Origin of the sequence: Pseudomonas sp. B7(2017) (genome assembly GCF_002112745.1) — a bacterium.
In the GTDB taxonomy this organism is placed as follows: Bacteria; Pseudomonadota; Gammaproteobacteria; order Pseudomonadales; family Pseudomonadaceae; genus Aquipseudomonas; species Aquipseudomonas ekonensis.
This window is the reverse complement of sequence record NZ_NEIP01000001.1, coordinates 333875-354616: the sequence shown is the minus strand read 5'-3', so window position 1 is coordinate 354616 and position 20742 is coordinate 333875. Positions and strand designations below refer to the sequence as shown.

At 66.4% G+C, this 20742-nt stretch carries 24 protein-coding genes; 14 read left to right on the top strand and 10 right to left on the bottom strand.

All coding sequences use genetic code 11. The features are described 5' to 3' along the window. The first annotated feature begins 1 nt into the window (after position 1). Positions 2–1396 (top strand): argininosuccinate lyase, encoded by a 1395-nt coding sequence (gene argH / locus CAG29_RS01660; protein ID WP_085581152.1) that lies wholly within the window; start codon positions 2–4, stop codon positions 1394–1396. Here the strand turns inward: argH and CAG29_RS01655 are convergent. Continuing rightward, entirely contained in the window at positions 1350–2030 is a 681-nt protein-coding gene (locus tag CAG29_RS01655; protein ID WP_085693794.1) for a glutathione S-transferase family protein, read from the bottom strand. The genes argH and CAG29_RS01655 overlap by 47 nt on opposite strands. Before the next feature lie 123 nt (positions 2031–2153). Between CAG29_RS01655 and CAG29_RS01650 the strand changes: the two genes are divergently transcribed. The 3 genes from CAG29_RS01650 to CAG29_RS01640 all read left to right on the top strand — a co-directional run bounded on the left by CAG29_RS01650 (position 2154) and on the right by CAG29_RS01640 (position 5907). Next, on the top strand, positions 2154–2438 hold the full coding sequence (locus CAG29_RS01650) for a hypothetical protein (protein WP_085581156.1): 285 nt from the start codon (positions 2154–2156) through the stop codon (positions 2436–2438). Between the two features lie 192 nt (positions 2439–2630). After that, positions 2631–2879, top strand: a complete 249-nt coding sequence (locus CAG29_RS01645) for a TIGR02647 family protein (RefSeq protein WP_085581158.1) — start codon at positions 2631–2633, stop codon at positions 2877–2879. Positions 2880–3063: 184 nt separating this feature from the next. After that, a complete protein-coding gene (locus CAG29_RS01640) occupies positions 3064–5907 on the top strand; it encodes a class I adenylate cyclase (protein WP_085637126.1) in 2844 nt (947 codons plus the stop codon). Between the two features lie 7 nt (positions 5908–5914). Here the strand turns inward: CAG29_RS01640 and rnk are convergent, their stop codons facing one another. The 3 genes from rnk to cyaY all read right to left on the bottom strand — a co-directional run bounded on the left by rnk (position 5915) and on the right by cyaY (position 7028). Next, complete coding sequence (gene rnk, locus CAG29_RS01635; protein ID WP_085581162.1) at positions 5915–6325, bottom strand: nucleoside diphosphate kinase regulator; 411 nt, start codon at positions 6323–6325, stop codon at positions 5915–5917. A 156-nt stretch (positions 6326–6481) separates the two neighbouring features. Beyond that, positions 6482–6694 (bottom strand): DUF1289 domain-containing protein, encoded by a 213-nt coding sequence (locus tag CAG29_RS01630; RefSeq protein ID WP_085581164.1) that lies wholly within the window; start codon positions 6692–6694, stop codon positions 6482–6484. A gap of 1 nt (position 6695) precedes the next feature. After that, a complete protein-coding gene (gene cyaY / locus CAG29_RS01625) occupies positions 6696–7028 on the bottom strand; it encodes an iron donor protein CyaY (protein ID WP_085637132.1) in 333 nt (110 codons plus the stop codon). A 272-nt stretch (positions 7029–7300) separates the two neighbouring features. On the opposite strand from cyaY, the gene CAG29_RS01620 reads away from it, so the two are divergent. The 6 genes from CAG29_RS01620 to CAG29_RS01595 are packed head-to-tail and all read left to right on the top strand — an operon-like array spanning position 7301 to position 11911. Beyond that, on the top strand, positions 7301–7474 hold the full coding sequence (locus tag CAG29_RS01620; RefSeq protein WP_085630167.1) for a lipoprotein: 174 nt from the start codon (positions 7301–7303) through the stop codon (positions 7472–7474). 9 nt (positions 7475–7483) lie between these two features. Beyond that, positions 7484–8731 (top strand): diaminopimelate decarboxylase, encoded by a 1248-nt coding sequence (gene lysA, locus CAG29_RS01615; protein WP_085581172.1) that lies wholly within the window; start codon positions 7484–7486, stop codon positions 8729–8731. A 4-nt stretch (positions 8732–8735) separates the two neighbouring features. Next, positions 8736–9566: a diaminopimelate epimerase gene (gene dapF, locus CAG29_RS01610; protein WP_085581174.1), complete on the top strand. Its 831-nt coding sequence runs from the start codon at positions 8736–8738 to the stop codon at positions 9564–9566. Between the two features lie 13 nt (positions 9567–9579). After that, positions 9580–10305, top strand: a complete 726-nt coding sequence (locus tag CAG29_RS01605) for a DUF484 family protein (protein ID WP_085581176.1) — start codon at positions 9580–9582, stop codon at positions 10303–10305. A gap of 2 nt (positions 10306–10307) precedes the next feature. Further along, positions 10308–11207, top strand: a complete 900-nt coding sequence (gene xerC, locus CAG29_RS01600) for a tyrosine recombinase XerC (protein WP_085655886.1) — start codon at positions 10308–10310, stop codon at positions 11205–11207. Continuing rightward, positions 11204–11911 carry an HAD family hydrolase gene (locus CAG29_RS01595; RefSeq protein WP_085655887.1) on the top strand — a complete coding sequence of 236 codons (708 nt, stop codon included), beginning with the start codon at positions 11204–11206 and terminating at the stop codon, positions 11909–11911. The genes xerC and CAG29_RS01595 overlap by 4 nt, the downstream gene beginning before the upstream one ends. A gap of 188 nt (positions 11912–12099) precedes the next feature. Here CAG29_RS01595 and sutA read toward each other — a convergent pair whose 3' ends face one another. The 4 genes from sutA to glnK form a co-directional block, all read right to left on the bottom strand. After that, positions 12100–12429: a transcriptional regulator SutA gene (sutA, locus tag CAG29_RS01590; protein ID WP_085581184.1), complete on the bottom strand. Its 330-nt coding sequence runs from the start codon at positions 12427–12429 to the stop codon at positions 12100–12102. Positions 12430–12530: 101 nt separating this feature from the next. Then, a complete protein-coding gene (locus CAG29_RS01585) occupies positions 12531–12956 on the bottom strand; it encodes a secondary thiamine-phosphate synthase enzyme YjbQ (protein ID WP_085581187.1) in 426 nt (141 codons plus the stop codon). A 216-nt stretch (positions 12957–13172) separates the two neighbouring features. Further along, positions 13173–14510, bottom strand: coding sequence for an ammonium transporter (locus tag CAG29_RS01580; RefSeq protein ID WP_085655888.1), 1338 nt, complete (start codon positions 14508–14510; stop codon positions 13173–13175). Between the two features lie 35 nt (positions 14511–14545). Next, complete coding sequence (gene glnK / locus CAG29_RS01575; RefSeq protein WP_002555808.1) at positions 14546–14884, bottom strand: P-II family nitrogen regulator; 339 nt, start codon at positions 14882–14884, stop codon at positions 14546–14548. Between the two features lie 413 nt (positions 14885–15297). On the opposite strand from glnK, the gene CAG29_RS01570 reads away from it, so the two are divergent. Then, positions 15298–15558 (top strand): accessory factor UbiK family protein, encoded by a 261-nt coding sequence (locus CAG29_RS01570; protein WP_085693793.1) that lies wholly within the window; start codon positions 15298–15300, stop codon positions 15556–15558. A gap of 94 nt (positions 15559–15652) precedes the next feature. On the opposite strand, the gene CAG29_RS01565 is transcribed toward CAG29_RS01570, so the two are convergent. Then, positions 15653–16108: a helix-turn-helix domain-containing protein gene (locus tag CAG29_RS01565; protein ID WP_085637136.1), complete on the bottom strand. Its 456-nt coding sequence runs from the start codon at positions 16106–16108 to the stop codon at positions 15653–15655. Positions 16109–16290: 182 nt separating this feature from the next. Between CAG29_RS01565 and CAG29_RS01560 the strand changes: the two genes are divergently transcribed. The 3 genes from CAG29_RS01560 to CAG29_RS01555 all read left to right on the top strand — a co-directional run bounded on the left by CAG29_RS01560 (position 16291) and on the right by CAG29_RS01555 (position 19343). Then, positions 16291–17505, top strand: a complete 1215-nt coding sequence (locus tag CAG29_RS01560) for an MFS transporter (RefSeq protein ID WP_371916609.1) — start codon at positions 16291–16293, stop codon at positions 17503–17505. Between the two features lie 37 nt (positions 17506–17542). Further along, positions 17543–17707: a hypothetical protein gene (locus CAG29_RS28420; RefSeq protein WP_170929951.1), complete on the top strand. Its 165-nt coding sequence runs from the start codon at positions 17543–17545 to the stop codon at positions 17705–17707. Between the two features lie 142 nt (positions 17708–17849). After that, complete coding sequence (locus CAG29_RS01555; protein WP_085693791.1) at positions 17850–19343, top strand: YifB family Mg chelatase-like AAA ATPase; 1494 nt, start codon at positions 17850–17852, stop codon at positions 19341–19343. A 585-nt stretch (positions 19344–19928) separates the two neighbouring features. Here CAG29_RS01555 and CAG29_RS28935 read toward each other — a convergent pair. Beyond that, positions 19929–20651 (bottom strand): methyl-accepting chemotaxis protein, encoded by a 723-nt coding sequence (locus CAG29_RS28935; protein ID WP_371916608.1) that lies wholly within the window; start codon positions 20649–20651, stop codon positions 19929–19931. Between the last annotated feature and the right edge of the window lie 91 nt (positions 20652–20742).

The following is a 20742-nucleotide window of genomic DNA, read 5'->3' as shown; positions in this document are numbered from 1 at the left end:
CATGAGCACTGACAAGACCAATCAGTCCTGGGGCGGCCGCTTCAGTGAGCCCGTCGACGCCTTCGTCGCCCGCTTCACCGCCTCCGTCACTTTCGACCAGCGCCTGTATCGCCACGACATCATGGGCTCGATCGCCCACGCCACCATGCTGGCCAAGGTCGGCGTGCTGACGGATGCCGAGCGCGACAGCATCATCGACGGGCTGAAGACCATCCAGGGCGAGATCGAGGCCGGCCAGTTCGACTGGCGCGTGGACCTGGAAGACGTCCACATGAACATCGAAGCCCGCCTGACCGACCGCATCGGCATCACCGGCAAGAAGCTGCACACCGGCCGCAGCCGCAACGACCAGGTCGCCACCGACATCCGCCTGTGGCTGCGCGACGAGATCGACCTGATCCTGGCCGAGATCACCCGCCTGCAGAAAGGCCTGCTGGAGCAAGCCGAGCGCGAAGCCGGCAGCATCATGCCGGGCTTCACCCACCTGCAGACCGCTCAGCCGGTGACCTTCGGCCACCATATGCTGGCCTGGTTCGAAATGCTCAGCCGCGACTACGAGCGCCTGGCCGATTGCCGCAAGCGCACCAACCGCATGCCGCTGGGCAGCGCCGCGCTGGCCGGCACCACGTACCCGATCGACCGCGAATACACCGCGCAGCTGCTGGGCTTCGACGCCGTGGGCGGCAACTCGCTGGACAACGTGTCGGACCGCGACTTCGCCATCGAATTCTGCTCGGCGGCCAGCATCGCGATGATGCACCTGTCGCGCTTCTCCGAAGAGCTGGTGCTGTGGACCAGCGCGCAGTTCCAGTTCATCGACCTGCCGGACCGCTTCTGCACCGGCAGCTCGATCATGCCGCAAAAGAAGAACCCCGACGTGCCGGAGCTGGTGCGCGGCAAGACCGGCCGCGTGTTCGGCGCCCTGATGGGCCTGCTGACCCTGATGAAAGGCCAGCCGCTGGCCTACAACAAGGACAACCAGGAAGACAAGGAACCGCTGTTCGACGCCGCCGACACCCTGCGCGACTCGCTGCGCGCGTTCGCCGACATGGTGCCGGCGATCAAGCCCAAGCACGCGATGATGCGCGAGGCGGCCCTGCGCGGCTTCTCCACCGCCACGGATCTGGCCGACTACCTGGTGCGCCGCGGCCTGCCGTTCCGCGACTGCCACGAAATCGTCGGCCATGCGGTGAAGTACGGCGTGGACACCGGCAAGGACCTGGCGGAAATGAGCCTCGAAGAACTGCGCACGTTCAGCGACCAGATCGAACAGGACGTGTTCGCCGTGCTGACCCTGGAAGGCTCGGTCAACGCCCGTGACCACATCGGCGGAACCGCACCGGCCCAGGTCAAGGCTGCCGTGGCCCGCGGCCAGGCCCTGCTCGCCGCCCGCTAAGGGCCAAAGGCATCGCCGCTTCCTTGTCCGCCGCGATCTTCTGCACGTGCGGATTCTCCTCCAGCTGTTCCAGCAGCGCCTTGGCCTTCGGCATCTCTGCCAACAGATCCACCCCGAACAGCTTTTGTCCGACCGCGCAGGCCAGCGGTACGCTGTACAGGAAATACAGATCCGCCACACTCAGGCGGTCGCCCGCCACGTACGGCGCGAACTTGCCGTGCCGGCCCAGGGCGGCGAAGCCCAGCAGCAGTTCGGCCTTGGTCTTCTCCTTGATCGCCTCAGGCACCGTCGCGCCGAAGAACGCCTCGCCGTAGCAGGCACGGCCCGGCAGCTCGATGTACAGCTCGATCTCCTTGGCCAGCGCCAGCACCTGCGCCCGCTCGAACGGGTCGGCAGGCAGCAGCGGCGCACCTTGGCCGGTCTGTTCGAGGTATTCGAGGATCACCGATGTCTCATTGATGTAGCCGGGGCCGGCCCCCAGCACCGGCACCTTGCCGCGGGGGCTGATGGCCAGTGCCTCCGGGGTCTGCGTCGGGTAGAACGTGACCTCTTCGAAGGGCAGGCCTTTCTCCAGCAGCGCCAGCTTGACCATGTTGTAGTAGTTGCTGACAGCGAATCCGTACAGTTTGAACATCACATAGCCTCCAGGCCGTGCGGGGTGGGCAGTGCCTGTTTATAGATCCTGCGGGGGATTCGCGCCACCGGCATCACGGCGCTGAATGAGGGTAGACTGACGCCTTTTGCACAGGAGCCTGCCATGAGCGAGCCAACCGACATCGACAACGACGAAGAAGCCTTCACCGAGTCCACCCTGATCGAGGCCGTCGAGAACCAGATCGAAAGCGAGAACCCGCCGGCGGCCAAGGCCACGTTCAACAAGCTGACCCTGGTCGGCTACGAACGCGAGGACATCCTCAACCTGATGGCCCATGTGCTGGCCTACGAGATCGACGCCATGCTCGACGAAGACCGGGCGTTCGACACCCAGTGGTACGAGACGGCCTTGCGCGCGCTCCCTGAGCTGCCGCCGGAAAAGCAGTGAGCCCGACCCAGTGGGAGCGCGCCCGCTCCCACACAATTTGTCACCCATCTCTGCGGCCCGGCGCCGGCGCCTGACTACACTGGACTCCACCCCCAAGAAGGAAAAAACCCGGTCGGCGGCACTGGACAGGCCGCAACGGCAGGTTCACCTTAGGGGCGCTGTCGCTCAATTCCTAGAAAGTCTGGAGTCCTTATGTCGCTTACCCCTGAGTTGGTTGCCGAACTGGAAGTCCTCGCACTCTTCAACCTGGACAGTTCCCAGGAAGGTCTGAAGATTCATCAGACCGCCGCCCCGAAACACATCGCCGCCGCCAAGAGCCTGTTCCAGAAAGAACTCATCGACCAGGTCGACGGTGGCTACCTGACCAGCCTGGGCCGCGATGCCGCAGAACACGTGCAGAGTCTGCTGACCATCCTCGACGTCGCCGAAGAAACCGCCTGACCTTCTCCCCCATTGCCCACGGAAACCCCTGCCACGGGCTTTCCGCGGGCCAGCCCGGCGGCCTGCCGGTGCCGGCGCTGGAAAAATGGCGCCAAAAAACAAATTCAGCTTAATGATTCCCCCGCCCAGGCGCTAAACTCCCCGGCATTGCGAGCCCCTCTGCCCCCGAGCCCTGCGAGCCGACATGCCCCGCACCCACGAAATCCGCCCCGACCTGGACGAAGGCATCGACCGCAAGGTGCTCAGCCAGCTGCGCGCACGCTTCCTCAAACTCAACGAAGGCCGCCTGGACCGGGCACGGGAAGGGCTTTCGCCCCGTCAGCAAAGCGTGCTGACCCTGTTGCCGCTGTTCTTCCACGTCAACCATCCCCTGCTGCCCGGCTATGTGTCGGGCAGCACGCCGGCAGGGCTGTCGAACTATGAGCCGGACGCCGACACGCTCACCGAGGCCCAGCGCCTGACCCGGTCGTTCTCCTACAAGCCGCGCCACGGCAGCAACCCGCCCCGGCCGATCCACGGCCTGTTCCTGATGGGCAGCCTCGGCACGCTGGCCCAGGCCGACCAGAGCGACATGGACGTGTGGGTCTGCCATGCCCCGGACCTGGGCGACAGCGAACTGGCCGAGCTGCGCAAAAAGTGCCAGGCCCTCGAAGCCTGGGCCGCGAGCCAAGGCGCCGAGGCGCACTTCTTCCTGATCGACCCGGCCCGTTTCGTCAAAGGCGAGCGCGACAGCCAGTTGAGCTCCGAAGACTGCGGCACCACCCAGCACTACCTGTTGCTGGACGAGTTCTACCGCACGGCCATCTGGCTGGCCGGCCGCACGCCGATCTGGTGGCTGGTGCCGGTCTATGAGGAAAGCGCCTACGCGCAGTACACCCACACCCTGATCTCTAAGCGTTTCATCCGCACCGACGAAACCCTCGACCTCGGCCACCTGGCGCACATCCCGCCGGGGGAGTTCATCGGCGCCGGGCTGTGGCAGTTGTTCAAGGGCATCGAATCGCCCTACAAGTCGGTGCTCAAACTGCTGCTGACCGAGGTCTACGCCAGCGAGCACCCGCACGTGCAGTGCCTGAGCCTGCGCTTCAAGCAGGCGGTGTTCGCCAACCGGCTGGACCTGGACGAGCTGGATCCGTACATGGTGGTGTACCGGCGGATCGAGGAATACCTCACGGCACGCAACGAACCGGAGCGGCTGGAACTGGTGCGCCGGGCGCTGTACCTCAAGGTCAACCGCAAGCTCACCGGCAACACCCGCACCCAGAGCTGGCAGCGCTCGCTGCTCGAGCGCCTGGCCGACGAATGGCACTGGGACCGTCGGCAACTGGCGCTGCTCGACAGCCGCAGCCAATGGAAAGTGCGCCAGGTCAGCGCCGAGCGCCTGGCGCTGGTCAACGAGCTGAACTACAGCTACCGCTTCCTGACCCGCTTCGCCCGCACCGAGCAGACCGTCAGCCTGATCAACAAACGCGACCTCAATGTGCTGGGCCGGCGGCTGTACGCGGCCTTCGAGCGCAAGGCCGACAAGATCGAATTCATCAACCCCGGCATCGCCCCGGACCTGGCCGAAGACACCCTGACCCTGGTGCAGTCGCCCAACAAGAAAGAACCGGGGCAGACCCAATGGGGCCTGTACAACGGCAGCCTCACGGCGCTGGAATGGGAGCACTTCGCACCGATCAAGCGTAGCCGCGAATTGCTGGAGCTGCTGACCTGGTGCCACCGCAACGGCGTGATCGACAGCAGCACCCGCCTGGCGCTGCACCCCGGCACCAGCGACCTGAGCGAGTTCGAGCTGTTCAACCTGCTCGGCAGCCTGCAGCAGAGCATCGTCCTGCCCTTGCCCACCGTCGCCGAAGAACCGCTGCTGCACGCCAGCGTGCCGAGCGAGGTGCTGTTGCTGGTCAACGTCGGCGTCGATCCGCTCAAGCACCACCGCGACCTGAACATCCTGATGACCACCGAGCGCACCGACTCCCTGAGCTACGCCGGGGTGCGCGAGAACCTGGTGCTGACGCTCGACCAGGTCACGCTCAACAGCTGGAACGAGGTGCTGGTCAACCGCTTCGACGGCCCCCACGCCCTGCTCGACTGCCTGCGCGACTACCTGAACAACCTGCCGACCGGCGCCCGGCAGCCGAAGCTGCGGGTGCGCTGCTTCTGCCACAACCGCGCGCAGTTCATCGCCCGGCGGGTGGAAGAGATTCTCGACACCGCCCAGACCCTGCTGCTCAGCGGACTCAACCACCGCTACCTCATCCAGGTCCAGCAGCACTATCACGTCCTGGAGCTGGTGCCGGGCCAAGTCAGCCACGCGGCGCTCGCCACCTTGCCCGCGCTGCTGGATTACCTGGGCGAAGAGCTGCCGCACTACAGCCCCCTGCACCTGGATCCGATGGCGCTGGAGGACCACGACCTCGCGCTGATCCTGCCCATGGGCCAACCCGAATGCATTCAGGTGTTCTACCGGGTGACCGAACGGCAGGCCGAGCTGTACGTGCTGGATGAGTTCAACGCGCTGTGGCAGCAGCATTTGCCCTACCACGACGAGCAGAGCCTGTTGGTGCCGCTGCAGCGCTTCCTGCAATCGATCCAGTTCCGCCGCGAGACGCAGGCACCGATGGATCAGGGCCCGGCCCCCGACCTCGAGATTTTGTATTACCAGTTATTGCCCCAGGGCCCCGGACGGGCGCGGCGGGTCGAAGCGCGGGCGGCGCCGCAGACCCCGGCCGACGAACCGTACTACGACGTGCAGGCCATCATCGGCAAGGCCGCACCCGGTCAGGTGCAGGTCACGCTGTACTGCAACCAACGGGAATTCAGCGAGCTGGAGCACGGCGACCAGCTGTTCGGCGTGGTCGCCCGAGAGATCATCGGCCAGCGCCGGGAAACCGAACGCTACCGCTGCTACATCACCGACCTGGACCTGTCAGGCCTGCTCGGGGACGGGCAGAGTTCGAGCAATCTTTACCTGCGCTACAAGGCCGACCTGGAGCGCGCCCTGAACGAGGCGCTCGAACAGGCCTGAGGCGGGGTCACACCGGGAAGTCGCCCCCGTTGGCCGGCTGCGACTCGACTTCGAGCAGAGTCAGCTTCAGGGTCTTGCCGCCCGGCGCCGGCCAGTCGATGTGCTGGCCGACCTTGAGTCCCAGCAGCGCGCTGCCCACCGGCGCCAGGATCGAGATCTTGCCCTCGTCGGCGTTGGCGTGCTTCGGATACACCAGGGTCAGGTGGTAGTCCTTGCCGCTGCCTTCCTCGCGGCAGTGCACGCGGGAATTCATGGTGACGACGTCAGCGGGCACGTCATCGTGGCTCACCAGCGTTTCGGCGCGGTCCAGTTCGGTTTGCAACTCATCAACGCCACGGGTGCCTTCAGGCAATCTGTCGATCAGCTGCTCCAGACGTTGCACGTCCAGACGGGTAAGGGTGATGGATGGTGCGGTCATGATCCGGGCAGACTCCTTTCTTCTGCGCAAAAAAGCAAAACCCCGCCAAAAAAGACGGGGTTCTTACCGGGCCTCGATGGGTTGAGGCGTGTCCGGACACTATCACAGCTCAAAAAATATACAAGCCACCCAAAGCCGGACACAAACCTGCGCCGGTCAGGCCCGGGCCTTGCGGGCCACCGCCTGCGCGCAGATCGCTCGGCGGCGTTCGTCATCCGCCGAGCGCCATTCGCGGATGTCTTCGACATGGCGGAAACAGCCCAGGCAGACTTTCTGCTCGTCCAGCCGGCAGACACCGCTGCACGGCGAAGGCACCGCCGGGCTGACGTTGCTGTAGAGCGGCTTGGCAGGCCGGATCTCGGTGCTCATCTCAGATCTCGTCGAAGTCGAGCTTCTCGCCGGCGCGCTCCCAGACGATGCGTTCGAGCATTTCGCCCAGCAGCTCTTCGGTCTTCTCGCACACCCACTTGCCGGCCTGCTCGTCGTAGTCGAAGTGGAAACCGCCGGAACGGTCGGCCAGCCACAACTGGCGCAGCGGCTCCTGGCGGCTGAAGATCAATTGGCTGCCGCTGTCGAACTTGACGGTCAGCACACCGGCCGAGTTCTCCATGTCCAGGTCCAGGTCGCTGTCGTCGAAGATGTCCTCCAGCGCCTGCTGGGTGGCATCGACCAGATCGTGGAAACGGGCTTCGGACAGACTCATTGCGGCAACCTCGGGAAATGACGGATCAGGCTCAAGGGCCGCAAGATACGAGCGACGGCGCCCGATTGCAAAGAATAACGACCGGGCGGGTTCCACGGCCTCCCTCGATTCCTGTGGGAGCCAGCCTGCTGGCGACGGCGCCGGCCAGGGCGCCGCAGGAGTCGCTTGCGCCGCCGCAACAGGCCCCGCCGGACGGGAACCCCGTCGCATAGGCAATCCGCCGGGTCGCCGGTATACTCCGGCGCAATTAACGCATTTTCAAGGATTTCGCCATGAAGCGCCTGATCTCTTCCCTCGCGGCGCTCGTCGCGGTTGCCTGCCTCGTCTCGGCCTGCGGTCAAAAAGGCCCGCTGTACCTGCCCGACGAAGATCAGGACCCGACCGAGCAAGCCAAGTCGTCGCAGCATCAGCCTGCTTCCAAGGCACACAAGCACGACGTCTACTAAGGGATCGCCATGGACGCTTTCAACTACCGTGGCGGGGAGCTGTTCGCGGAAGGCGTGGCGCTGTCCGCCATCGCCGACCGCTTCGGCACGCCGACCTACGTCTACTCCCGCGCCCACATCGAGGCCCAGTACCGGGCCTACGCCGATGCGCTGGCCGGCATGCCGCACCTGGTCTGCTTCGCGGTCAAGGCCAACTCCAACCTCGGTGTGCTGAACGTCCTGGCCCGTCTCGGCGCCGGTTTCGACATCGTTTCCCGCGGTGAGCTGGAACGCGTGCTGGCCGCCGGCGGCAGCGCCGACAAGATCGTGTTCTCCGGCGTCGGCAAGACCCGCGACGACATGCGCCGCGCCCTGGAAGTCGGCGTGCACTGCTTCAACATCGAGTCCACCGACGAGCTGGAGCGCCTCCAGGCCGTGGCCGCCGAGCTGGGCGTCCGCGCACCGGTCTCGCTGCGCGTGAACCCCGACGTCGATGCCGGCACCCATCCGTACATCTCCACCGGCCTCAAAGAGAACAAGTTCGGCATCGCCATCGCCGACGCCGAAGACGTGTACGTGCGCGCCGCGCACCTGCCGAACCTGGACGTGATCGGCGTCGATTGCCACATCGGCTCGCAGCTGACCACCCTGGCGCCGTTCCTCGACGCCCTCGACCGCGTGCTGGACCTGGTCGACCGCCTCGGCGACTGCGGCATCCACCTGCACCACATCGACCTGGGCGGCGGCCTCGGCGTGCGCTACCGCGACGAAGAGCCGCCGCTGGCCGGCGACTACGTCAAGGCCGTGCGCGAACGCCTCGCCGGCCGCGACCTGGCGCTGATGTTCGAGCCGGGCCGCTACATCGTCGCCAACGCCGGCGTCCTGCTGACCCGTGTCGAGTACCTCAAGCACACCGGGCACAAGGACTTCGCCATCGTCGACGCGGCCATGAACGACCTGATCCGCCCGGCCCTGTACGAGGCCTGGATGGACATCGCCGCCGTGCGCCCGCGCGACACCGCGGCGCGGACCTACGACGTGGTCGGGCCGATCTGCGAGACCGGCGACTTCCTGGCCAAGGAACGCGAACTGGCCCTCGAAGAGGGTGACCTGCTGGCCGTGCATTCGGCCGGTGCCTATGGCTTCGTGATGAGCTCCAACTACAACACCCGCGGCCGCGCCGCCGAGGTGCTGGTGGACGGTGACTCAGTTTTCGAAGTGCGCCGCCGCGAAACCGTGGCCGAGCTGTATGCCGGCGAAAGCCTGCTGCCGGAGTGACCCCATGCTGCTGCGTTTTACCAAGATGCACGGCCTGGGCAACGACTTCATGGTCCTCGACCTGGTCAGCCAGCACGCGCACATTCAGCCCAAACACGCCAAACAGTGGGGCGACCGCAACACCGGCATCGGTTTCGACCAGTTGCTGATCGTCGAGGCGCCCAGCAACCCGGACGTGGACTTCCGTTACCGGATCTTCAACTCCGACGGCTCGGAAGTGGAACAGTGCGGCAACGGCGCCCGCTGCTTCGCCCGCTTCGTGCTCGACAAGCGCCTGACCGCCAAGCGTCGGATCCGCGTCGAGACCAAGGGCGGCATCATCGAGCTGGACGTGCGCAACGACGGCCAGATCGGCGTGAACATGGGCGCCCCGCGCCTGGTGCCCGCCGACATTCCGTTCGATGCACAGGCCCAGGCCCAAAGCTATCCGCTGCAGGTCGACGGCGTCACCGTCGACATCGCCGCCGTGTCGATGGGCAACCCGCATGCCGTGCTGCGAGTGGAAGACATCCACAGCGCACCGGTGCATGAGCTGGGGCCGAAGATCGAACACCACCCGCGCTTTCCGGCACGGGTCAACGTCGGCTTCCTCCAGGTCATCGACCGCCACCGCGCGCAGTTGCGCGTCTGGGAGCGCGGCGCCGGGGAAACCCAGGCCTGCGGCACCGGCGCCTGCGCCGCTGCAGTGGCCGCGATCAGCCAGGGGTGGATGGATTCGCCGCTGTCGATCGACCTGCCGGGCGGGCGCCTGTCCATCGAATGGGCAGGCCCCGGCCAACCGGTGCTGATGACCGGTCCGGCAGTGCGTGTATACGAAGGACAAGTGCGTCTTTGAGCGAGCAGAAGCCATGACCGACAAGCCTCAAGCCCCCGCCAGACCGTCCGCCGGATCCGCCGCCGAAAACCTGGAGGCGGCCGCCGTCGCCGCCTACCTGGAGGCCCATCCGGACTTCTTCGCCGAACACGAGGAACTGCTGCCGTCCCTGCGCATCCCCCACCGGCGCGGCGACACCGTGTCGCTGGTCGAGCGCCAGATGGCGATCCTGCGCGAACGCAACATCGAGATGCGCCATCGCCTCTCGCACCTGATGGACGTCGCCCGGGACAACGACCGGCTGTTCGAGAAGACCCGGCGCCTGATCCTCGCGCTGATGGACGCCGCGACCCTCGAAGACGTGGTGATCAGCGTCGAGGACAGCCTGCGCCAGGACTTCCAGGTGCCGTTCGTGAGCCTGATCCTGCTCGGCGACAACCCGGCGCCGGTAGGCCGCTGGGTGACCCACGCCGACGCGCAGACCGCCATCGGCGGCCTGCTCACCGAGGGCAAGAGCGTCAGCGGCAGCCTGCGCGAGCATGAGCTGGACTTCCTGTTCGGCGAGGAGCAGCGCAAGCAGATCGGCTCCACCGCCGTGGTCGCCGTCAGCCATCAAGGCATCCACGGCATCCTCGCCATCGCCAGCCGCGACCCGCAGCACTACAAGAGCTCAGTGGGCACGCTGTTCCTGAGCTACATCGCCGAAGTCATGGGCCGCGTGCTGCCACGGGTCAACAGCTCCCTGCGCAAGGTGCGCTGAACATGGAACGGCAACTGGACGCTTACTGCGAACACCTGCGCAGTGAGCGGCAGGTGTCGCCCCATACCCTGTCGGCCTACCGCCGCGACCTCGACAAGGTGCTCGGTTGGTGCGCCAAGCAGAACATCGGCAGCTGGCAGGCGCTGGACATCCAGCGCCTGCGCAGCCTGATCGCCCGCCTCCACGCCCAGGGCCAGTCCTCGCGCAGCCTCGCCCGCCTGCTGTCGGCGGTGCGCGGGCTCTATCACTTCCTCAACCGTGAAGGCCTCTGCGACCACGACCCGGCCACCGGCCTGACGCCGCCCAAGGGCGAGCGCCGCCTGCCCAAGACCCTCGACACCGACCGAGCGCTGCAACTGCTCGAAGGCGCGGTGGAGGACGACTTCATGGCCCGCCGGGATCAGGCGATCCTGGAGCTGTTCTATTCCTCCGGCCTGCGCCTGTCGGAGCTGACGGGCCTGAACCTCGACCAGCTCGACCTCGCCGACGGCATGGTCCAGGTGCTCGGCAAGGGCAGCAAGACCCGCCTGCTGCCGGTGGGCGCCAAGGCCCGCGAAGCGCTGGAGCACTGGCTGCCGCTGCGCGCCCTGGCCAATCCGGCGGACGACGCCGTGTTCGTCAGCCAGCAAGGCCGGCGCCTCGGCCCCCGGGCGATCCAGGTGCGGGTCAAGCTCGCCGGCGAACGGGAGCTGGGGCAGAACCTGCATCCGCACATGCTGCGGCATTCCTTCGCCAGCCACCTGCTGGAGTCATCGCAGGACCTGCGCGCCGTGCAGGAGTTGCTCGGCCACTCGGACATCAAGACCACCCAGATCTACACCCACCTGGACTTCCAGCACCTGGCGGCGGTCTACGACAGCGCCCATCCACGGGCCAAACGCACCAAAGGCGAGGATTCATGAGCATCCAGTTGATCACCTTCGACCTCGACGACACCCTGTGGGACACCGCTCCGGTGATCCTCAGCGCCGAAGCGGTGCTGCGCCAATGGCTCGGCGAACATGCGCCGAACCTGGGCGCGGTGCCGGTGGAGCACCTGTGGGCCATCCGCGAACGGGTGCTGGCCGGCGAGCCCGGGCTCAAGCACCGCATCAGCGCGCTGCGTCGGCGGGTGCTGTTCCATGCGCTGGAAGAGGCCGGCTACGCCCATGGCGAGGCCTCGGACCTGGCGGACAAGAGCTTCGAAGTGTTCCTCCACGCACGGCACCAGATCGAGGTGTTCCCCGAGGTCGAGCCGGTGCTGGAGATCCTCGCCAACCACTATGCCCTGGGCGTGGTCACCAACGGCAACGCCGACGTGCGCCGGCTGGGGCTGGCCGACTACTTCAAGTTCGCCCTGTGCGCCGAAGACATCGGCATCGCCAAGCCGGATGCGCGGCTGTTCCATGAAGCCTTGCAGCGCGGCGGCGTGAGTGCCGAGGCGGCGGTGCACATCGGCGACCACCCGGGGGACGACATCGCCGGGGCGCAGCAGGCCGGGCTGCGGGCGATCTGGTTCAACCCGGCGGGCAAGGCCTGGGAAGCGGAGCGCCTGCCGGATGCCGAGATCCGCAGCCTGACCGACCTGCCGGCCGTGCTCGCGCGCTGGAACGCCCTCTCCCACTGATGCCACGCCCGTGCAGGAGCCAGCCTGCCGGCGATCGGGCCTGCCCGATGGTGGTGACTGATCCACTGCTATCGCCAGCAGGCTGGCTCCCACAAGGGATGGCTCAAAAACCCGTTGCCACCTCTTTCAGCCGCCCATGAAAAAGCCCGCAGCGACGGCGGGCTTTTTCGGCAAGCGGGCGACGCGCCTCAGATAGGGCGGCTGCCGTACTTGTTGTCGGGCTTCTTGGGCGGGTCGGCGACCACATTGGCCTCCACCTCAACCACTTTGCCGCCACGGGCAAGGAATTCTTCCATGGCCTTGGCCAGGGCATCGCGTTCCTTGTTCTTGGCTTCCATGCTCGGCAGCTCGTCGACCGAGACCGCAGCCTTGGCCTTGCCTTTAGCGGCCGGGGCAGGTGCATCGCCGCCGTCATCGCTGTCCTCGGCGACATCGTCGGCCGCCGCTTCCAGACCTTCTTCGGTATCGTCTTCGTCGCCTACTTCGAGGTCGTCGTTTTCCAGATCATCGTCGCTCATGTTCTACCTCATGACTTGCGAAAAGCAGATTAGTTATAGACCAGCTTAGGCAACTGTCGAAAGTCGCCGGAAAAAATCATCCGCCGCTGCTGACCAGCGGCTCATGCCCCTTCACCGTGGAGGGTGGCGAGGACTTTGCGGGCGCCGCCATGATCGCGGTGCTCGCCCAGGTAAACGCCTTGCCAGGTACCCAGCGCCAGCTTTCCCGCCGAAACCGGCAGGCTCAACTGACAGCCCAGCACGCTGGCCTTGAAGTGCGCCGGGAGGTCGTCCAGGCCTTCGTCGTTGTGCTCATAGCCGTCCGTTCCTTGTGGGACCAGACGATTGAAAAACCGTTCGAAGTCGCGACGTACCGCCGGATCGGCGTTCTCGTTGACAGTCAACGACGCCGAGGTGTGCTGCAGCCACAGATGCAACAGACCGACCTTGCATGCCTTGAGTCCGGGCAGGCCGGCCAGCAACTCGTCCGTCACCAGATGAAAGCCCCGGGGCCGTGCCCGCAGGGTTATCAGAGTCTGTTGCCACATACAGTTCTCCGCACGTTTCGGGGCGCATTCTAGCGCGCTCTGGAAAAAAACAAAGGCCCTAATATTCCTTCAGCGGTGTAAGCCATTGGCCGCATAAACACCCCTGCCTTCGACGGCGCCGAAGCCGCACGCGAAAACCTTCCGGCGGTGTCACGGATGACAAATTCCGGACAAAAAAATGCCCGGCGGACCGGGCAATTTTTTCAGGTCGCTGGCTTACAGGTTGTAGCCACGCTCGTTGTGCTGAGCCAGGTCCAGGCCCACCGACTCTTCCTCGTCGGTCACCCGCAGACCCATCACCGCGTCCAGCACCTTGAGGATGACGAAGGTCACGACCGCGGTGTAGATCACCGTGAAGCCGACGCCCTTGCACTGGATCCAGACCTGCGCCGCGATGTCGGTGACGGTGCCGAAACCGCCCAGCGACGGTGCGGCGAACACGCCAGTGAGGATCGCGCCGAGGATGCCGCCGATGCCGTGCACGCCGAAGGCGTCCAGGGAGTCGTCATAGCCGAGCTTGCGTTTCAGGCTGGTGGCGCAGAAGTAGCAGACCACGCCCGCCGCCAGGCCGATCACCAGCGCGCCCATCGGGCCGACGGTGCCGGCGGCCGGCGTGATCGCCACCAGGCCAGCCACCACGCCCGAGGCGATGCCCAGTGCGCTCGGTTTGCCGTGGGTGATCCACTCGGCGAACATCCAGCCCAGCGCCGCGGCGGCGGTGGCGATCTGGGTGACCAGCATCGCCATGCCGGCGGTGCCGTTGGCGGCGGCGGCGGAACCGGCGTTGAAGCCGAACCAGCCGATCCACAGCATCGCCGCGCCCATCAGGGTGTAACCCAGGTTGTGCGGCGCCATCGGGGTGGTCGGGAAGCCTTTGCGCTTGCCCAGCACCAGGCAGGCGATCAGGCCGGCCACACCGGCGTTGATGTGCACCACGGTGCCGCCGGCGAAGTCGAGCACGCCCCAGTCCCACATCAGGCCGCCGTTGCCGGACCAGACCATGTGCGCGATCGGCGCATAGACGACGGTGAACCAGATGCCCATGAACACCAGCATGGCGGAGAACTTCATCCGCTCGGCGAACGCACCGACGATCAGCGCCGGGGTGATGATCGCGAAGGTCATCTGGAAGGTGACGAACACCGCCTCGGGGAACAGCGCTGCCGGGCCGGTCAGGCTGGCCGGGGTGATGCCGGCGAGGAACGCCTTGCCGAAGCCGCCGACGAAGGAGTTGAAGTTGACGACGCCCTGCTCCATGCCGGTGGTGTCGAACGCGATGCTGTAGCCGTAGATGACCCACAGGACGCTGATCAGACCGGTGATGGCGAAGCACTGCATCATCACGGAAAGGATGTTTTTCGAACGGACCATGCCGCCGTAGAACAGCGCGAGGCCGGGGATGGTCATGAACAGCACGAGGGCCGTGGAGGTGAGCATCCAGGCCGTGTCGCCGGAATTGAGGACCGGGGCCGCCGCTTCGTCTGCCGCCATGGCCAGGCCGGGCATTACGATAGGCAACAGGGCTCCTAGCCCTGCGAATTTACGCAGAGTCATTTTGTTTTCTCCTGGGGCGTTGGGTTTGTGGCGGCTTAGATGGCGTCGGTATCGGTTTCGCCGGTACGGATGCGGATCGCCTGTTCCAGATTGACCACGAAGATCTTGCCGTCACCGATCTTGCCGGTGTTGGCAGCCTTGGTGATCGCCTCGATGACCCGGTCAAGGTCCTTGTCGTCGATGGCGACGTCGATCTTCACCTTGGGCAGGAAATCGACCACGTATTCCGCGCCGCGGTACAGCTCGGTGTGACCCTTCTGCCGGCCGAAGCCTTTGACTTCAGTGACGGTAATGCCCTGCACGCCGATTTCGGACAGCGACTCGCGCACGTCGTCCAGCTTGAACGGCTTGATGATGGCAGTGACTAGCTTCATGAAACTCTCTCCCGAATTGGTGGACTTGCCCCAGGAAAACAAACCCGACTCAAGTCTAAGCGCAGTGCCTGGCTTTGTAACGCATCGTCGGCCCTCCCGGCCCGACCGACGCCAGCTAACCGCATCAGACGAAACTCCCCGCTCCGTCTGCCGCACTGCATTCATCACAGCGACTGCATCAGTGCATGGGTCACCACCGACTAAGCAGAAAGCTTGCCACCTTGCCAAAACCCACTGATTTCAATCCCTTGGCCGCGTCGGCAGAGGCCATCACTTAAATGGCACCGGGGATACGCACAACAACGGTGCGCCGCCGTCCGGCCGCTTGCGCGAAAAGCGTGCATCCCTGCCGGCGCCAATGACTATAGACACTGCGTGATACACTGCCGGCCATTGTTTCCAGGACATTTCCCATGCTCGCGCCCAAAGACTTCCTCGACGCCCTGAGCGGCACCGCCTCCCGTCTGTTCAGCGGCGATACGCCCTTGCCCAAAGCCGAAATCGAAAGCCAGTTCAAGATGCTGATGCAGAGCGCCTTCAGCAAACTGGACCTGGTGAGCCGCGAAGAGTTCGACAGCCAGATGGTGGTGCTGGCCCGCACCCGCGCCCGCCTCGAAAGCCTCGAGGCAAAAGTGGCGGAGCTCGAAGCGAAGCTGAACCCGCCGACCGAGTGAGGCCGCAGCCTGCCGGGCTACGGATCGGCAGCCCATGAAAAACCCCACACCTTCCGGTGTGGGGTTCGCGTATCCGGTGAAGGCGTCCCGCGCCTCAGGCGCCGCGCTTGACCACCCGCCGGTGGCAATCGGCCGGAGACAGCACCTTGCCCGACCTTGAGCGGACCGCAAGGGTCTCGATCGGTTCCGACAGTTCGTCGTCCAGCAGCACCGAATGGCACTCGCCTTCCTTGAAGAGGAAGCGCTCCCCCCACTGGCGCAGGCTGACCACGATGGGAAACACGGAGCGCCCCATTTCGGTCAGCACGTATTCCTTGTAGGCACTGCCGTCGGACGCCGGCTGCACCTCGAACACCCCCAACTCGACCAGCATCTTGAGCTTGACCGTGAGGATGTTGCGGGCCAGGCCCAGGCGTTTCTGGAATTCCGTGAACCGGCGGACGTCGTCGAAGGCGTCGCGGATGATCATCAGCACCCAGCGGTCGCCGATGGCTTCGAGCGTTCGGGCCACGGGGCATTCGCTTTGCGCCAGTTGCTGCTGTCGGGCCATGGTTCTCCGGATTCAATCGGCAAGAAGGAAAAAAGACGCTGCGGGCGTCAGGGTAAGTGCTTCGAACAACTGGTTGTATATTAAAACTTGATTGGGTAAAAATTCACGCATCGGTTTTGTTTCGAAACCACATCAGCTCAAGGATGGATGTCGCGATGCCGGATTCTCAAACGCCCTCGACAATGGATCGCGAGACCGCTGCCCTGGCTGCTCGGGAACACCCGGCGCCGACGCTCGGCCGCTACCGGACGCTGCTGTTCGCCATCACCTGCGCCATGGCGGTGGCCAACGTGTATTTCGCCCAGCCGCTGCTGGAGTCCATGGCCGCGAGCCTTGCGGTCGCGCCCGGCGCCATCGGCGTCGTGGTGACCGCCACCCAGGCCGGTTACGCGGCGGGGCTGCTGTTCATCGTGCCGCTGGGCGATCTGCTCAACCGCAAGCGACTGATCCTGACGCAGATGCTGACGTCCGCCGTCGCCCTCTGCGCGGTCGGCCTGTCGCAGGACTGGCTCACGCTGCTCGGCGCGATGGTGCTGGTGGGTTTGATGGCCGTGGTGGTGCAGGTGGTGGTCGCCTACGCCGCCGCCCTGGCCAGCCCGGAACAGCGCGGCCAGGCCATCGGCACCGTCACCAGCGGCGTGGTGCTGGGCATTCTATTGGCCCGCTTCGTCTCCGGCGCCGTGGCGGACCTGGCGGGTTGGCGCGGTGTGTATTTCGTCTCGGCCGCCCTGATGGCCGGCATGGCGCTGGTGCTGCACCGCACCCTGCCGGCGTCCGCCGCGCCACCGGCCGCCGGCGGCTACCGGCAGTTGCTGCGCTCGGTCTTCCAGCTGTACCTGAGCGAACGCACCCTGCGCGTCAGGGGCACCTTCGCCCTGCTCATCTTCGCCGCGTTCAGCGTGCTGTGGACCTCGATGGTGCTGCCGCTGAGCGCGCCGCCCCTGTCGCTGTCGCACACCCAGATCGGCCTGTTCGGCCTGGCCGGTGTCGCCGGTGCCCTGGCCGCCGCCAAGGCGGGACAGTTGGCCGACCGGGGCCTGGGCAACCGCACCACCGGCATCGCCCTGGCGCTGCTGACCTTGTCCTGGCTGCCCACCGCGTTCGTCGAAAGCTCGCTGCTGGCCATGGTCATCGGCGTGGTGCTGCTGGACTTCGCCGTGCAAGCGGTGCACGTGACCAACCAGAGCCTGATCTTCGCCGCCCGGCCCGACGCGCAAAGCCGCCTGGCGGGCGCCTACATGTGCTTCTACTCGGTCGGCAGCGGCCTGGGCGCCGTAGCGGCCACCTACACCTACGCCCATTACGGCTGGGTGAACGTGTGCCTGCTCGGCGCCGCCATCAGCGGCGTCGCGCTGCTGTACTGGGCATGCCTGAACCGGACTTCCGCCGCGCGATAACCCTCGTCCTCCCCGGAGGTAAACCACCGTTGAGCCATTGCACGTAGCGTTGGCCGTCCTGATCGCGGCCATCGTGGCGTACAACGAAAGCGTGCCGCTGAACAAAGTGCTGGCGGTGATTCTGATCGTCCTCGGCCTCATCGTCGGCCTCTACGGGCCGCGCATCCGCAACGCTGTGCTGGCGCGGCCTGCGCGCACTTAGGGCTGAAACGGCAGGCGTCCGGGAAGACGCCTGCCGCAACATCCGGTGAAGGTTTGCCGCCCCGCGCCCGCCGCCGGATCCGTTTCCCCCGTCTACCCTTGAAGCACCGCAGGAAGCGGCCCGCCCATTTCAAGGAACGCCCATGTCCCTCGCCATCGTCCACAGCCGCGCCCAGATCGGCGTGGAGGCCCCCGCCGTCACCGTCGAAGTCCATCTGGCCAACGGCCTGCCGTCGCTGACCATGGTCGGCCTGCCCGAGACGGCGGTGAAGGAGAGCAAGGACCGGGTGCGCAGCGCGATCATCAATTCCGGGCTGCAGTTTCCGGCGCGGCGGATCACCCTGAACCTCGCCCCGGCGGACCTGCCCAAGGACGGCGGGCGGTTCGACCTGGCCATCGCCCTGGGCATCCTTTCGGCCAGCGTACAGGTGCCGACCCTGACCCTGGACGACGTGGAGTGCCTGGGCGAACTGGCGCTGTCCGGCGCCGTGCGCCCGGTGCGCGGGGTGCTGCCGGCGGCGCTGGCGGCGCGCAGGGCCGGCCGCTCGCTGGTGGTGCCGCGGGCCAACGCCGAGGAAGCGTGCCTGGCGTCGGGGCTGAAGGTGATCGCGGTGGATCACCTGTTGCAGGCGGTGGCGCACTTCAACGGGCACACGCCGGTCGAGCCGTACGTGTCGGACGGCCTGATCCACGCCGCCAAACCCTACCCCGACCTCAACGAGGTGCAAGGCCAGGCGGCCGCCAAGCGCGCCTTGCTGATCGCCGCGGCAGGCGCCCACAACCTGTTGTTCAGCGGACCGCCGGGCACCGGCAAGACGCTTCTGGCCAGCCGCTTGCCGGGGCTGCTGCCGCCGCTGACCGAAAGCGAAGCGCTGGAGGTCGCGGCCATCCAGTCGGTCGCCAACGGCGCGCCGCTGACCCATTGGCCGCAGCGCCCCTTCCGCCAGCCGCACCACTCGGCGTCCGGGCCGGCCTTGGTGGGCGGCAGTTCGAAACCGCAGCCCGGGGAAATCACCCTTGCCCACCACGGCGTGCTGTTCCTCGACGAACTGCCGGAGTTCGACCGCAAGGTGCTGGAGGTGCTGCGCGAGCCGCTGGAGTCAGGCCACATCGTGATTGCCCGGGCCAAGGAACGGGTGCGCTTTCCGGCGCGCTTCCAACTGGTGGCGGCGATGAACCCGTGCCCCTGTGGATATCTTGGCGAACCCACCGGCCGCTGCTCATGCACGCCGGACATGGTGCAGCGCTACCGCAACAAGCTGTCGGGGCCGCTGCTGGACCGGATCGACCTGCACCTGACGGTGGCGCGGGAAGCCACGGCGCTGAATCCGCTGGTGAAACCGGGGGAGGACAGCGCCAGTGCCGCCGGGCAAGTGGCCGAGGCCCGGGAGCGCCAGCAGAAGCGCCAACGGTGCGCCAATGCCTTTCTGGATTTGCCGGGGCTGCGGCACCATTGCGGGTTATCCACAGCCGACGAGGCGTGGCTGGAATCGGCCTGCGAGCGCCTGACGCTGTCGCTGCGCTCGGCGCACCGCCTGCTCAAGGTGGCGCGGACGCTGGCGGACCTCGAACGCTGCGACGGCATCCGCCGCGAGCATCTGGCGGAGGCGCTGCAGTACCGGCCGGCGACGCAGTAGGGGCGGGAACCGCGTCGGGCCCATCGCGAGCAGGCTCGCTCCCACAGGGGATTGGAGGTGCCGGCAAACTGTAGGAGCCAGCCTGCTGGCGATGGCGGTCTGTCCGGCACATCGATGTCGGATGTTCCGCCGCCATCGCGGGCAAGCCCGCTCCCACAGGGCGCGCGGTGAGGCGGCTAGAACTGTGGGAGCCAGCCTGCTGGCGATGGCGGTCTGTCCGGCACATCGATGTCGGATGTTCCGCCGCCATCGCGGGCAAGCCCGCTCCCACAGGGCGCGCGGTGAGGCGGCTAGAACTGTGGGAGCCAGCCTGCTGGCGATGGCGGTCTGTCCGGCACATCGATGTCGGATGTTCCGCCGCCATCGCGGGCAAGCCCGCTCCCACAGGGCGCGCGGTGAGGCGGCTAGAACTGTGGGAGCCAGCCTGCTGGCGATGGCGGTCTGTCCGGCACATCGATGTCGGATGTTCCGCCGCCATCGCGGGCAAGCCCGCTCCCACAGGGCGCGCGGTGAGGCGGCTAGAACTGTGGGAGCCAGCCCTGCTGGCGATGGCGGTCTGTCCGGCGCATCGATGGCGGGGGCGACTCAGCGGAAGCGGTCGACCTCGGAGCGCAGATCCGCCGCCAGCTTCTCCAGCTCCTTGGCGGTGACCGCCAGGTTGGACACCACTTCGCGCTGTTCGCTGTTGGCCAGCGCGATGCTCTGCAGGTTGCTGCTGAGCAGGGTCGCGGTGCTGCTCTGCTCCTGGGTCGCGGTGGTGATCGCCGCGAACTGCTGGCCCGCCGAGCGGCTCTGCTCGTCGATGCGCGCCAGGGCCGAGGCGACGTTGGCGTTGCGCGACAGGCCTTCCTGCATCAGCGCATTGCCCTGCTCCATGGTGCTGATGGCGTTGCCGGTCTCCTGCTGGATGCTCTGGATCATGCCGGAGATCTCGTCGGTCGCCTGACGGGTGCGCGAAGCCAGGTTGCGCACCTCGTCGGCCACCACCGCAAAGCCGCGACCCTGTTCGCCGGCGCGGGCCGCTTCGATGGCGGCGTTGAGCGCCAGCAGGTTGGTCTGTTCGGCGATCGCGGTGATCACGCTGACGATGCCGCCGATTTCCTGGGAACGCTGACCGAGGGTGTTGATGACGGTCGCGGTGGTGTTCAGCGCGCCGGCGATCTGCTCCAGCGACGAAGACGCTTCTTCCATCGAGGTGCGGCCGATCTGGGTCTGCTGTGCGTTTTCCTGGGCCAGGCGCTGGGTGTTGCCCATGTTGTCGGCGATGTTCAGCGAGGTGGCGCTGAACTCCTCGACCGCGCCCGCCATGCTGGTGATTTCGCCGGACTGTTGCTCCATGCCTTCGTACGCGCCGCCGGACAAGCCCGACAGCGCCTGGGCCCGGCGGTTGACCTCTTCG

Excerpts from the sequence above, each read along its gene's own strand:
- CAG29_RS01580 (WP_085655888.1), bottom strand. The coding sequence starts at position 14,510 with ATGACTCTGCGTAAATTCGCAGGGCTAGGAGCCCTGTTGCCTATCGTA.
- lysA (WP_085581172.1), top strand. The coding sequence starts at position 7,484 with ATGGACGCTTTCAACTACCGTGGCGGGGAGCTGTTCGCGGAAGGCGTG.
- CAG29_RS01605 (WP_085581176.1), top strand. The coding sequence starts at position 9,580 with ATGACCGACAAGCCTCAAGCCCCCGCCAGACCGTCCGCCGGATCCGCC.
- glnK (WP_002555808.1), bottom strand. The coding sequence starts at position 14,884 with ATGAAGCTAGTCACTGCCATCATCAAGCCGTTCAAGCTGGACGACGTG.
- CAG29_RS01655 (WP_085693794.1), bottom strand. The coding sequence starts at position 2,030 with ATGTTCAAACTGTACGGATTCGCTGTCAGCAACTACTACAACATGGTC.
- CAG29_RS01645 (WP_085581158.1), top strand. The coding sequence starts at position 2,631 with ATGTCGCTTACCCCTGAGTTGGTTGCCGAACTGGAAGTCCTCGCACTC.
- CAG29_RS01565 (WP_085637136.1), bottom strand. The coding sequence starts at position 16,108 with ATGGCCCGACAGCAGCAACTGGCGCAAAGCGAATGCCCCGTGGCCCGA.
- CAG29_RS01555 (WP_085693791.1), top strand. The coding sequence starts at position 17,850 with ATGTCCCTCGCCATCGTCCACAGCCGCGCCCAGATCGGCGTGGAGGCC.
- argH (WP_085581152.1), top strand. The coding sequence starts at position 2 with ATGAGCACTGACAAGACCAATCAGTCCTGGGGCGGCCGCTTCAGTGAG.
- cyaY (WP_085637132.1), bottom strand. The coding sequence starts at position 7,028 with ATGAGTCTGTCCGAAGCCCGTTTCCACGATCTGGTCGATGCCACCCAG.
- rnk (WP_085581162.1), bottom strand. The coding sequence starts at position 6,325 with ATGACCGCACCATCCATCACCCTTACCCGTCTGGACGTGCAACGTCTG.
- sutA (WP_085581184.1), bottom strand. The coding sequence starts at position 12,429 with ATGAGCGACGATGATCTGGAAAACGACGACCTCGAAGTAGGCGACGAA.
- CAG29_RS01630 (WP_085581164.1), bottom strand. The coding sequence starts at position 6,694 with ATGAGCACCGAGATCCGGCCTGCCAAGCCGCTCTACAGCAACGTCAGC.
- CAG29_RS01620 (WP_085630167.1), top strand. The coding sequence starts at position 7,301 with ATGAAGCGCCTGATCTCTTCCCTCGCGGCGCTCGTCGCGGTTGCCTGC.
- CAG29_RS01650 (WP_085581156.1), top strand. The coding sequence starts at position 2,154 with ATGAGCGAGCCAACCGACATCGACAACGACGAAGAAGCCTTCACCGAG.
- CAG29_RS01595 (WP_085655887.1), top strand. The coding sequence starts at position 11,204 with ATGAGCATCCAGTTGATCACCTTCGACCTCGACGACACCCTGTGGGAC.
- CAG29_RS01640 (WP_085637126.1), top strand. The coding sequence starts at position 3,064 with ATGCCCCGCACCCACGAAATCCGCCCCGACCTGGACGAAGGCATCGAC.
- xerC (WP_085655886.1), top strand. The coding sequence starts at position 10,308 with ATGGAACGGCAACTGGACGCTTACTGCGAACACCTGCGCAGTGAGCGG.
- CAG29_RS01570 (WP_085693793.1), top strand. The coding sequence starts at position 15,298 with ATGCTCGCGCCCAAAGACTTCCTCGACGCCCTGAGCGGCACCGCCTCC.
- dapF (WP_085581174.1), top strand. The coding sequence starts at position 8,736 with ATGCTGCTGCGTTTTACCAAGATGCACGGCCTGGGCAACGACTTCATG.
- CAG29_RS01585 (WP_085581187.1), bottom strand. The coding sequence starts at position 12,956 with ATGTGGCAACAGACTCTGATAACCCTGCGGGCACGGCCCCGGGGCTTT.
- CAG29_RS28935 (WP_371916608.1), bottom strand. The coding sequence starts at position 20,651 with ATGGCGGGCGCGGTCGAGGAGTTCAGCGCCACCTCGCTGAACATCGCC.
- CAG29_RS01560 (WP_371916609.1), top strand. The coding sequence starts at position 16,291 with ATGGATCGCGAGACCGCTGCCCTGGCTGCTCGGGAACACCCGGCGCCG.